Raw genomic sequence first — 12,569 nt, 5'->3', positions numbered from 1 at the left:
TCCTCACCCCTTTTGGTTAATGTAAACTTTTCATTCTATAACCGGATTGGTGATTAAGCGAAACAAACATAATTGAATTATCGCTGCTCAGAATGATTTCATTACAGGCTTGACAGCCCTTTCAAAGAATCGGTATGGTGGACTTGTCAGACAATAGGAGGTTGATGCGCATGTCAGGATTGCTAGGCAATCATTTTGTTACGCAGATTGGAATATTGGTGAATGATGTGGAGAAGGTAAGTACGGCATATGCGGAGTTTTTTGGACTCGAAAAGCCGGAAATTATCGTTACAGATACAGAAGATGTTGCACAGACACGGCATAATGGCGTGGCTACGCAGGCGCGGGCTAAGCTAGCTTTTTTTGATATGGGCTCTTTGCAGCTGGAATTGATTGAACCGGATCATGAGCCGAGTACGTGGCGGGATTACTTGAATGAACATGGTGAGGGACCTCATCATATTGCTTTTGTAGTTGAAGGAATGAAAGAAAAGATAATGCTGCTAGAAGGCAAAGGCTTCCCACTCCAGCAAAAGGGTGAGTATACCGGGGGGCGTTATGCTTATATGGACACTTTCAAGGAGTTAAAAGTAATTGTGGAGCTGCTAGAGAACGATAAGGATAACGGGGAGGAATAACTATGAATATTATCATTACAGGTGCTGGACGTGGACTGGGTTATGAACTGGCGGCCGAAGCGCTGAAGCGGGGCTATGGAGTTATTGCTGGGGTTCGCCGTCCCGATCAGGAACAAACAGCGCTATCGAAGCTTGCTGAAATCTATGGAGAGAAGCTAACCATCGCTGCGCTGGACGTGACGGACGAGGCAGGAATCGCGGCAATGGCTGCGAGTCTACAAGAACAAGGTCGGACCCTCGGTGCCATTATTAATAATGCGGCGGTGCTCAACGCTCGGGATACATCGATTGAAGCGTTGGATTTCCAAGATATGCTTACAACGATGGATATTAATCTGTATGGACCGATACGAGTGGTTAAGCATTTCCTGCCGCTACTTACGGAACCCGAATGCTCGATCATCAATATATCATCGGAAGCAGGAAGTATCACCAATGCTTATCCGAACGACTATCCTTATGGCATTTCCAAAGCGGCGCTCAATATGTTCACACAGCAGCTGCATGTCTATGTAAAAGAACGTGGGATTCAAGTGCTCAGCGTGCATCCGGGGTGGATGCAAACCGATATGGGCGGGGCAGAGGCACCGACAAATCCAAATCAAAGTGCCGAGGGGATCCTTGACCTGATCGAGAAGCGTACTACACCAGAAGGTCATTTCATGTTTGTAGATTATACGGGTAAGGATATGAAGATTTAGGTGATATATAGGCTGAACTAAAGTTGCGAACAAAAAGCTCAGTAGTCACTGCGGTGAATCATTGGACTTCCCGCCGTTGTTGTCCCCAGATTTCTTGATTGAACCGCTCGTTGCGGTGGAAATCTGGGGACAAAGACGGTCGCTAGCGCTCCTGCAGTTCCAATATTCCCCTCCGATCCTTCTCGCTATTCGTTATAATCTTTTATTCAGCCTATATAAATAGGAGTGGCAGTAGAAAGAACCTCGGTAATTGTGCCGAGGTTTTTTTGTCTAAAAAACTGCTTATTTCTTAAGCAATAAATAAGCGAAATAAGGTACGCCGATTAGCGACACCATGATCCCTGCCGGAATGCCGTCAGGATCGACGAGATTGCGGCCAACGGTGTCCGCGATCAGAAGTAGCCAGCCGCCCAGCAATACAGCGACGGGAATAAACATCTGATTACGCGGGCCGACTAGCGATTTCGCAATATGTGGAGCCATCAGTCCGATGAAGGCGATCCCGCCTGTGACAGAAACCGCGGAGGCGGAAGCTGCAACTGCCGTGAGAATCAGAACGATACGTTCACGTTCGAGATTCAGCCCGACACCAATGGCAGAGACTTCACTTAGGCTGAGCAGGTTGAGTCGCTGTGATTTGTACAGGGTAAAGGGAACTAGTAAGATCAACCAAGGCAGTAAAGCCCAAATGAATGGCCAATCTGTACCCCATATATTCCCTGCGATCCATTTTGCAATAAAATCCACCTTGGCACGATCCGCGGACGAAATGATCACGATCATAACGCCAGACAACGCTAGGGAGAACCCTACCCCAACGAGCACCAACCGAACAGGATCAAGCCTCTTAGTCCGACTATATGAAAATAGATAGATTAACGCTGCCGTAAGTAATGCCCCTATAAAAGCAAGCAGCGGCAGCGCATAAATGAATGATCCAGAGCTAACCGGGAAAAAAAGAAAGAAAACAGCGACAGCCACACCCGCCCCAGAGTTGATACCAATAATACCGGGGTCGGCTAGATCGTTTCGTGTAACGCTTTGCAGAATGGAACCGGATAACGCCAAGGCCATGCCTGCCAGCAGTGTAATCAGAATCCTCGGCAATCTTACAGAGAATAATACAAAGTCCTCTTTAAAGGTTCCATGCCCGAACAGAACCGGAAGCAGTCTGTCAAAAGATAGGGAAGAGTATCCGATTCCCATGCTGACGATTGCTGTTAGCAGAATCAAACCGGTGCATAGACATAGGATAATACGTTGCTTTCGCACGGGTGCAGAGGAAATCATGAGAGTGTTTTACCTCCTTTCCGAACAACAAACAAGAAGAAAGGTAGCCCAAGCATAGCTACGACGGCGACCACTGGCGTCTCATAAGGTGCATGGATTGTCCGTCCAATTGTATCCGCGAGAAGCATGAACGATGCACCCGTAAAGATCGATATCGGCAAAATATACCGGTAATCGGTACCGACAATCTTACGGACAATATGCGGAATCATCAGCCCTACAAAAGCCATATCCCCAATTAGAGCGACCGATGCTCCAGTCAGCAGAATAATAAGAGTGAATAGAATCCCTTTAACCACAGCAAGATTTTGTCCTAATCCGATGGCTACCTCGTCACTTAAGCTAAGAATGGTTAACTGGTTTGAAAATATTAATGCCACCACAATGCCGATGAGAATAACGGGTGCGATAGCCTGAAGCTGGCCCCAGGTTGTGCCGATCAATCCACCCGCTGTCCACATGGATACATCCTTGGATATTTTGAAGGCAATGCTTACACCACTTGCGATAGCATACAGAAAGGCAGATACCGCTGCACCGGCGAGTACGATTCGAATCGGAGAGAACCCACCTTGGCGCACAGAACCGAGAACAAGCACTAGCACGGCTCCTAGGGCAGCGCCAAAAAAACAAGCGATCATGGTACCAAAATAATTCAGTCCCGGCAGAAATACAAACGTAAGAGCCAGCGCCATATTCGCGCCCGAGGTCAGACCGAGCAGGCCTGGGTCGGCTAATGGATTGCGTGTAACCCCCTGCATGATAGCACCGGATACGGCAAAGGCTGCACCGATCAGCATGGCGGCGAGTTCGCGAGGCAGCCGGATCTCACGCAGAATAAGGACATTGTCTGCCTTTGAATTTGAGGTGATGGCAAGCCACAGATCATTGAAAGTGGTTTCTTTAGCCCCGAATAGCATAGCAATCACGAGGCATATAACCATTACCAGCACGCTACCAAGCAGCTTATATAAAAATGGAATGGAAGTTTGCTTCGTAGTCATTATCTTTATTTTCCAAGAAATTGTTGTTCAAAGAATTCCAACTGGTACTCAAGGCTAAGCGGATCGTTAAAATAGAATGCTTTTGCATCAGCCTCGAAAATACGATTGTTTTTGACGGCAGGGATGCTCTTGTAGATTTCTGTATTCTGGAAGGAATTATCTTCATCCGCATTTTTACTGAAAATAACGTAATCGCCCAGATAATCCTTCAGCACTTCTGTCGAGACAGCAAAGAATCCATCCGTTTTGGTGCTTTCTTTTACTGTTTCTGGCATGCCAAGCTTGAAGTCTCCATAGAGGAGCTCAGTTCCGCGGCCAAAGTTATACCCGTATACATACAATTGCTTATTAAAGGTCTCAATAACAGAGACAGTTGCATTATCACCGATCTTCGCTCTGATTTCTTCACCCGCTTTTTTGGTGCGGGCACTAAAATCATCGACCCAAGCTTGAGCTTCTTTTTCTTTATTCACCAATTTGCCGACTTCCAGCTGTTGGGTTAAGTAATCCACTTTATTATAAGTATAAGTAACGGTTGGTGCGATTTGCTTGAATTTATCGATATTCTTAATATCGGAGAGCCCGATGATCAGATCCGGCTGCAGTTCAATGATTTTCTCCAGACTTTCATCGCTAACCGCTTCTACGTCTTTTAGTTGCTCTTCAAAGCGTGGGTTAGTTTTGGACATTTCATCTACGCCCACAACAGGTACACCCAGTGCCATGACATTACCTGTTAAAAAACGGGTGAGTACAACAACACGCTGAGGATGTGTTGGAACCTCAACAGGTCCATCTTCGGATTGATAAGTAAAAGTCGCACTTTCTGACTCCGCAGCAGGAGTAGAAGATGGGCTGTTTGTAGGACTAGCATCATTCTTCGCCTGATTTCCCCCACAAGCACTAAGTGCAATCCCCATAATAAGTACAAACGGAATAAATATCTTTCTCATTAAATAATTCTCCCCTTTTTTGTATGACAGTGTTACTTTGAACAATTCAATCAGTGTAAATCAATCTTCAGCCTATGCCTTAGAGTGATTATGAGAATCATTCGCATTTGTAATCATTATAGGGATCACTTATGTGCCTAACCATGCCTTTTTGTTGGAAAAAAGACTTGGACTATTATTTGCCTCCGAATAAAGCTACCGCTCGTCCTAGTTGTAAGCGAATCGAAGCCGGGTTATAAGGCACCCAATCATCCAGATCAAGTAAATGGACTTTCTTCTGCTGCACTGCGGGAAGCTGGCTCCAATAAGGGGATTGAAAGATCGCTTCAGTATGCGCAGTAGAGCCTTTGGCATCGGGAAATACAATGACTAAAATTCGGTCTCCTGCATAATCTGCAAGATCTGAAACCCCGATTGAAATCGAATGGAACTGATCTCCCAATCTTTTTATCTCGTTGTCAATCAAGGTCGGTGCTCTAAGTCCAAGGGATTGGTACATCACATAACCTACATTCCTTGCTCCGTAAACGAGTAGCTCCTCAGGCTTGATTACCAGAATGGTGATGATATCGTTAGCTACTGTGCTGTGCTGTACTATTTCTCGGGCTTCTAGCTCTTCTTGTTCAAAATCCTTCAGCCACTGCTCCGCCCGTTCACTCCGCTGAATGGCTCGGCCGATAAGGCGTAGCTGATCTTTCCAGCCGATTTCGTTCCAAGAGATTTCCATAATAGGTGCTACAGCCCGCAGCTGCGCAGCACTAAATCCGTATTCTACCAGATGTTCTTTGGCCGCAATAATCAGTTCAATGTTGGCATCGAGTAATAGCGATCTGATCTGTTCTGCAGAGCTATTGGTATTGATAAACTTCATCGCTTGTGGTGGCTCCTGATCCGAAAGATTCAAATATTCACTACTTTCAGAGATGGTAACCGTAGGTTCTAAGCCAAGTAGTAATAAATGGCTAGCATAAGGGGTGAGCATTACGGCAACTCGCTGGAAAGAGCTTCGGCTGTAACCAGAAGGAGATGCGCCTGTCTGCAGTTTAAAGCGACGACTGAGATAAAATTCGTCCTTGTAGCCTACCTTTAGCGCAATTTCCCTAAGCGTGCCTGATCCGTTAAGCAAGAGTTCCTTGGCACTATGGACCCGTAACCGCGACAAATATTCGCTCTGGCTGAAGCCTGTCACCTGCTTGAACAGCGTTGAATAATGCGAGCTGCTTACACCCGCAATGGCGGCCAAGTGCTCACGTGTTATTTTTTCGCTAAAGTGATTCTCCAGGTAAGAAATGCTCCGTTCCATCGATGGCTGCTCATGGACGGTATATCTGGCTTCCTGCTGTTCTAGCAATTGTAGAATAATCTGATGAAAGAGCATTTGATTCTGTACATGGCGTGTTTCTCGATCTGGCAGTCGGTGAAGATACAATTCCTTGACACTGGATACAATGGTAGGCTCATAAGGAAACAACAGTATATTTGAACTCGAAGCCATTTCGCTTTTTCGTATCATCGCACCGCCAGGTATAGCCTGAGTCTGCTCTTGAATCCAGATGGTGAGCTTATAGGCATGAAGCGGCTGCTGGAGATTTGTAATTAAAGAGGCATGAGTATTAGCGGGGAGAAGGATTACGCTTCCTTCCGTAAGCTCATAAGTCAGATTATTAACCTCAAGGCTCCCTTTACCAGCGGCAACGGCCAGTAATACGGTTAGATTTTCATGAATCTGAACTCTTGGTAGATTTGAGGTCCCATACATTGATTGAATGCTGCCAGCGCTATATAAAGGAAAATGAGATTCGGCCCATTCCGGGATAACGTTAATCAAAATAAGGCCTCCGTTACTTGAATATATTTTCAAACTATAATGCTATGGATTGAACTGTATTATTGACGTCTGCGGAACTAATTATAACATCTTCCCTTTTTAGATAAGCCTGTTAATTATTTGCCCTATATATTCTTTTTAAAAGATTCGTCTGTCCAAGAGAACGCATATTGGATCGAATATACATACTACCAGGTATTCTTTATCCATTATAAAGAGGTGATTAAGATGAAAAAGCAGATAACCTCCACTAAGAAGCGAGAGCTTCTCTCCATACCTAAGCCCAAAAGTAATCTGAATCCTAAAGCAGCAGCCCAGACTATTAACTTCGCGGTTATCGGGGATAGCCATGTGGGATATGGGAACAGCGCAAGCATTTTTAGAAATCTTTTGCCAAAGGCTGTAGGGAGCGGGAATAAGAGGTTTGTTATTTTTGGAGGAGATAACACGCAAGCGGGAGCGAATCATGGAAATAATGCAAATGCCTATTACAAGGACTTCAAGGATACAGTAACTAGCGCGCTCGGAAGTATCCCCTATAAAGCATCGATAGGAAATTGGGAGGCAAGTACCCAGTCCTTATTCACGCAATATTTAGGTGCAGTAGAAGGGCAAATGAATTTCCCTGGGACACAGGGTAAGGTGAAGTACGTGTGGCTTTATTGTGCTCTGGGTCTGTTCACTCCGGGAAGTATAAATATATTGAAAAATTTAGATGATCAGCATTTTTATATTATTGATTTTCATTGGCCTTTAAAAGTGAGCGGGATCACGGTCGATCCTAGCCATGTATTAAGCGCGGCGGAGACTGCTAAGTTTTTTGCAGCTATTCCTACGAAAGTGAGGGATAAAGTGCTAGCTATTTTCACACATCATGGACATTTGTTTTATCGAAAGCTTACTAATATATATCCAGGTTATACAAATACAAAGTTCTTTGTGTGCGGATGTTCGGGTGATTATAAATGTAAGCCGAGTGGTGATCGCGGTTATTACAACGCCACATTAACCATCAATGGGACGGCATTAAATGTCGATGCTTTTAAGGTAGCGGTCACTTAGTGAAGAAGTGGATGCGGTTAAAATAAAACGCTAATTTTCGGGAGATAACCGAGATTAGCGTTTTTCTTTTATTAAGAGTTGCCCATTAACCATGGAGTCACAGGTAAATAGTAAGTAAGCAGGATTATTTAACATATTTGTATAATAGTTTATATATGTATTGAATAAATTTATTTAGGAGGGCTACCCATGAAAGAACTATTATTTCATTCTTTAGAACAGGCGGGTGTGTCGGCTTACGGTGTAGAGCGCATACGTATAGCAGCTGCACAAATGGTTGAAGACAACATCACACCGGCACAAGTTATTGTTGCTGCGAGAAAGGGGACGCTACTGGTCCATCAAGCGAACGGGAAATTCGGTCCGGAGCTAGGCGCAGCGGAATTAACTGTAGATGCTATTTATCCACTGTGTTCCATAACAAAACTGTTTACGGCAACCGCTATAATGATGTTAATGGAACAAGGGAAGATTGGTCTAAACAGACCTGTTTCCGATTACATCCCCGAATTTACAGGTGAAGGCAAAACTAAGGTATGCGTACATCACTTATTGACACATACCTCTGGCCTGGAGGGTGAGCTAATTTGGCAGAACGGACAGTTGAAAAAGGAACAAGGAGAGTACCCTCCACATGAACCTAATCAAGATCCAGATCAGCATAAGTACTTATATGGCGGTTATGATACACCGCTTAGTAACGAACCTGGTACGGTCATGTCTTATTGCGGGTATGGCTATGAGCTGTTGGGTGAAATCATCCGGCGCGTTAGCGGACAAGCTTATGATATATTCGTAAAGGAAACTATTTTTCAACCGCTTGGCATGGAAAATACATATTATCGTGTACCCATGGACGTGCGGGACAAAGTAGTAAGACGTGCACCAGAAGCAGCGTGCGCGGAATGGGTGGACAGCGAGTATAATTTGAATTCCGTATCTGCGGGGGGCGGCGCTTACTCCACGGCTATGGATTTGGCTGTCTTTGGCCAGATGTTTCTTAACGGCGGGATATATAACGGAGTACGATTTCTTAGTCCGGTAACCGTAAAAGAAATGACCCGCAACCAAATTCCAGGCGTATCCTCACAATATAGAGACGAGGTTTTTCCAGAAGCGTATTGGGGGTACGGATGGGCGATTAACGGCTCGAAGCGTGACGGTGGAGATTTGTTCTCTCCAGAAGCCTATTCACACTGGGGCGCGGCAGGTCCTTTCCTCTGCGTTGATCCGATTTATCAGACAGTTACGGTGCATTTATCCGTAGAGCTAGATCACCAGAAGCCATTTAAAAATATGTATGTGGATTACTTCAATAATACTGTTCTGGCAGCCATCACTGATCTTTAATCCTCTTTTTAGTTTTTTTGTCGTGTCATCTATACTTAAAGCGTGCTTTCCCAGTTTCTTCTGAATTGTTTAGGGGTGGTGCCAGTATATTTCTTAAACACTTTGGTAAAATAGCTCTGGTCATTGAAATGTAGCCTCGTAGCGATATCAGATAAGCTAATGCCCGGTAATTCGATTAATCGTTTGGCTTCTGCAATCCGCTCGAATTGAATAAAATCACTGATCGTGAATCCTGTTTCCTTCTTAAATAATAGGGAGAGATAGCTTCTGTTCAATCCAGCGACTTCAGCCAGCTTATCAAAGGAGAGTTCCTCATATAAGTGATTAAAAATATAGTTCTGACAGAGGGCCACGGTGCGCGAAAGTTTCGCCATCCGGCTCTCTTTGACATGGTCGGCGAAATCGCAAAGCGCATTAAGAATAGCATGATCTACAGCCGGAACATCCTTTAGTTCTTCGATATGCTGGATATGAAAGTCGCTGAGGGTATAAGAAATCTCCCAATACAGTCCTCCATCTATAGCTGCACGAGTAGCGAGCGTAATACAGGAGATCGCCAGATTTTTTTTGTTGCGTAAATGGCTCTTCTTGGAGAGAACTCCATAATTGTCTTCAGAGAAGGTTGCTTGTACACGAAGTAGCTCTGCTTTATTTCCATTTTTGATATGGTGAAATAGAGCTTTTTCCAGCATGGGTTCGTGGTGCAGCCATGTATTCTCACGTCGATAGGAAACATCCAAGTCCAGACTGCCTGCGGGAGGCTGTTTATGGTCAAGAGTTCGGGTGTCGAGTAGCAGTTCGCTAAGAGATAACGTCTTTCCGGTGACGAGCGAGTACATCAGCATAGCGGTATGGTAGAGTCTCATTTTATTTAGCACGGTCAAGCTGCGGTAGTATTTCATCCATTGCTCTTGAAGCTTTAATGGAACTTCATGGTCACGCATCAGACTTGTCATATTGTCTTCTGAAAGGTGAGTATAAAGTGTAGGACCGATCACAATGCTTCCCCCGTTACTGCTGCCTGAGGGCAGATGGAGAAGGATGTAGTTCTCTAGGAAGTTAGTGGTGCGAATGATGGGTATAGAGGCATTTGAGCTATCAAGGTTAGAGTTGTTCTCGCTTTTAGTAGAGTCTGCAATTTCTGAAAGGAGCTCATTGAGGTTATGAACCCACGGTGCGCTCTCTGAAGAGGAAGGCAGCGCTAGCTCGATTCTCCGATTGGTATCTAGCAGAAACACAGGAATTTGCAGCGATTCATACAACACTTTACAAATATATTGAGCTCCTTCATGACCGTCCAAATGATTCAACATTCTTTCAACCTCCTCGCCCAACCAGAATACCAAAAATACAATGATAATGCCATAAATCTAACATGAAGTAGATTAAAATGGGGATAGTATACATTCAGAGGAGGTATTTTTATGAAAACCAACATTCATGAACTCATATCACAAATGACCCTTGAGGAGAAAGCAGGACTCTGCTCAGGGCTTGATTTCTGGAATACAAAGGGCATTGAACGACTCGGAATCCCCTCTTTAATGGTAACGGACGGACCCCATGGTTTACGCAAGCAAAAAGAGAGCGCCGATCACCTCGGACTCCATAACAGTGTACCCGCGACTTGTTTTCCTTCGGCAGCAGGGATGGCTTCTTCCTGGGATCGGGAGTTACTCGGTCGTGTAGGTAAAGCACTCGGGAAAGAGTGTCAAGCAGAGAACGTTGCTGTTCTGCTCGGACCGGGAACGAATATTAAGCGCTCTCCACTGAACGGCCGTAACTTTGAGTATTTTTCGGAAGACCCTTATCTTTCCTCGGAGATGGGTGGGAATCATATCAAAGGTGTGCAAAGTGAAGGGGTAGGCACCTCGCTTAAGCATTTTGCTGCTAATAATCAGGAACACCGGAGAATGTCTGTAGATGCTGTGATTGATGAGCGGACGCTACGAGAAATTTATTTGGCTAGCTTTGAAGGCGCAGTTAAGAAGAGTCAACCATGGAGCGTGATGTGTTCTTATAATCGAGTGAACGGTGAGTATGCTTCCGAAAGTGAATTTCTTCTGACTAAGATTCTTAGAGAAGAATGGGGCTACGAAGGATTCGTCGTGTCCGACTGGGGTGCGGTTAATGAACGGGTGAAGGCTCTACAAGCAGGACTGGAGCTGGAAATGCCGTCAACCGGAGGCATTGGCGATGCCAAGATTGTCGCAGCAGTACAAAGTGGCGAGCTGTCTGAAGAAACGTTAGATCTTGCAGTGGAACGGTTACTCACCTTTGTTTTTAAGGCGGTGGAGAACCGTAAAGATAATGCCTCATTTAATGCTGATGAGCATCACCGTCTGGCTCGTGAAGTGGCGCGGGAGAGCATGGTTCTCCTTAGAAATGAGGAAGGCATTCTGCCGCTGTCAAAGCAAGGAACGATTGCGGTCATTGGCGAGTTTGCTAAAAATCCGCGTTATCAGGGCGGGGGCAGCTCACATGTGAATCCGACGAAATTGGACGATGCTTTTGAAGAGATGAAGACCCTTGCAGGTTCTGCCGAACTGCTATATGCGCAAGGATATGAACTGAATCATGACGGGATTAATGAAGCTTTGCTACAAGAAGCACGGGATACAGCGGCAAAAGGGGATGTAGCCGTATTGTTCCTTGGACTTCCGGATAACTATGAATCAGAAGGTTATGATCGCAGTCATTTGTCGCTTCCAGAGAGCCATAAAGCGCTGATCGAAGCAGTGTCTGAGGTGCAAAGCAATATCGTTGTCGTACTCAGCAATGGTTCACCTATAGAAATGCCTTGGATTCATAAAACGAAGGGTATTCTTGAAGGTTATCTAGGCGGTCAGGCTTTTGGCGGTGCAGTGGCAGATTTACTGTTTGGAGAGGTTAGTCCAAGTGGCAAACTGGCAGAGACCTTCCCGATGAAGCTGAGCGATAATCCATCCTTTCTTAATTTCCCGGGTGAAGGGGATACGGTAGAGTACAAAGAAGGCTTGTTTGTAGGCTATCGTTATTATGATAAAAAAGAGCTTGAACCGCTGTTTCCTTTCGGCTTCGGACTAAGCTACACAGCGTTTCAATACAGCAATTTAACAATTTCCAAGAGCAGTATAAAAGATACCGAGACCGTTCAAGTTACGGCTACCGTCAAAAACACGGGTACTCACGCAGGAAAAGAAATCGTTCAGCTCTATGTTAGCGATGTGAAGAGCAGCGTGATCCGTCCACTTAAGGAGCTTAAGGGCTTCCAGAAGCTAGCGCTGCAGCCTGGTGAAGAGCAAGAGGTTTCTTTTGAACTGGATAAACGCTCCTTTGCTTATTACAACGTCAACATTGGCGATTGGCATGTGGAAAGTGGAGTCTTTGAGATTGCTATCGGTTCATCTTCACGAGATATTCGTCTGACTGCTTCGATTGAAGTAGAATCGACAGTTCCGCTTGCGTTACGTTATCATCGCAACAGTACCGTTGGTGATTTGCTGGACAATCCACGCACGGCAGATAAAGTGAAGAAGTTCAGCAGTATTTTTGGCATGGAAGGTGCGATGGACGATAATCCAGAAATGTTCATGGCGATGATGAAATATATGCCGCTACGGGCGCTGGTTGGGTTCGGTCAAGGGAAATACACAGAAGAAGATTTAGCCAAGGATCTGCAAGAATTTAATGCTTTGGCTGTAGAGTAGGAGATCAGAAAAGGCCAAGTCTGGTCCGAGAACTATAATTTATGGGAATTTAAT

The 12,569-nt window shown here is 45.1% G+C and carries 10 protein-coding genes; 5 read left to right on the top strand and 5 right to left on the bottom strand.

The features are described from left to right. The first annotated feature begins 170 nt into the window (after positions 1 to 170). Positions 171 to 638 (top strand): VOC family protein, encoded by a 468-nt coding sequence (locus MKY52_RS01905; RefSeq protein WP_341049515.1) that lies wholly within the window; start codon positions 171 to 173, stop codon positions 636 to 638. A 2-nt stretch (positions 639 to 640) separates the two neighbouring features. Then, positions 641 to 1,339: an SDR family oxidoreductase gene (locus MKY52_RS01900; RefSeq protein ID WP_341049514.1), complete on the top strand. Its 699-nt coding sequence runs from the start codon at positions 641 to 643 to the stop codon at positions 1,337 to 1,339. Between the two features lie 282 nt (positions 1,340 to 1,621). Here the strand turns inward: MKY52_RS01900 and MKY52_RS01895 are convergent, their stop codons facing one another. From MKY52_RS01895 to MKY52_RS01880, 4 genes are all read right to left on the bottom strand, one after another. After that, positions 1,622 to 2,629, bottom strand: coding sequence for a FecCD family ABC transporter permease (locus MKY52_RS01895; RefSeq protein ID WP_341049512.1), 1,008 nt, complete (start codon positions 2,627 to 2,629; stop codon positions 1,622 to 1,624). Further along, the gene (locus tag MKY52_RS01890; protein ID WP_149647855.1) at positions 2,626 to 3,633 is read right to left on the bottom strand and encodes a FecCD family ABC transporter permease; all 1,008 of its coding nucleotides are present in this window, start codon (positions 3,631 to 3,633) and stop codon (positions 2,626 to 2,628) included. Before MKY52_RS01890 ends, MKY52_RS01895 begins: the two co-directional genes overlap by 4 nt. A 5-nt stretch (positions 3,634 to 3,638) precedes the next feature. Then, positions 3,639 to 4,586: an iron-hydroxamate ABC transporter substrate-binding protein gene (locus MKY52_RS01885; RefSeq protein ID WP_341049511.1), complete on the bottom strand. Its 948-nt coding sequence runs from the start codon at positions 4,584 to 4,586 to the stop codon at positions 3,639 to 3,641. A 175-nt stretch (positions 4,587 to 4,761) separates the two neighbouring features. Further along, on the bottom strand, positions 4,762 to 6,414 hold the full coding sequence (locus MKY52_RS01880; RefSeq protein WP_341049510.1) for a helix-turn-helix domain-containing protein: 1,653 nt from the start codon (positions 6,412 to 6,414) through the stop codon (positions 4,762 to 4,764). 228 nt (positions 6,415 to 6,642) lie between these two features. Between MKY52_RS01880 and MKY52_RS01875 the strand changes: the two genes are divergently transcribed. Continuing rightward, positions 6,643 to 7,476, top strand: coding sequence for a metallophosphoesterase (locus MKY52_RS01875; protein WP_341049509.1), 834 nt, complete (start codon positions 6,643 to 6,645; stop codon positions 7,474 to 7,476). A gap of 189 nt (positions 7,477 to 7,665) precedes the next feature. Further along, positions 7,666 to 8,826, top strand: a complete 1,161-nt coding sequence (locus MKY52_RS01870; RefSeq protein ID WP_341049508.1) for a serine hydrolase domain-containing protein — start codon at positions 7,666 to 7,668, stop codon at positions 8,824 to 8,826. 35 nt (positions 8,827 to 8,861) lie between these two features. Here the strand turns inward: MKY52_RS01870 and MKY52_RS01865 are convergent, their stop codons facing one another. Further along, positions 8,862 to 10,139: a helix-turn-helix domain-containing protein gene (locus MKY52_RS01865; protein WP_341049507.1), complete on the bottom strand. Its 1,278-nt coding sequence runs from the start codon at positions 10,137 to 10,139 to the stop codon at positions 8,862 to 8,864. 111 nt (positions 10,140 to 10,250) lie between these two features. Between MKY52_RS01865 and MKY52_RS01860 the strand changes: the two genes are divergently transcribed. Further along, the gene (locus tag MKY52_RS01860) at positions 10,251 to 12,515 is read left to right on the top strand and encodes a beta-glucosidase family protein (RefSeq protein WP_341049505.1); all 2,265 of its coding nucleotides are present in this window, start codon (positions 10,251 to 10,253) and stop codon (positions 12,513 to 12,515) included. The last annotated feature ends 54 nt before the right edge of the window (positions 12,516 to 12,569 follow it).

It is taken from the genome of Paenibacillus sp. FSL P4-0184 (assembly GCF_038004625.1).
Classification (GTDB): Bacteria; Bacillota; Bacilli; order Paenibacillales; family Paenibacillaceae; genus Paenibacillus_AQ.
The sequence above is the reverse complement of the archived record's forward strand: the minus strand, read 5'-3'. Positions and strand labels throughout refer to the sequence as shown.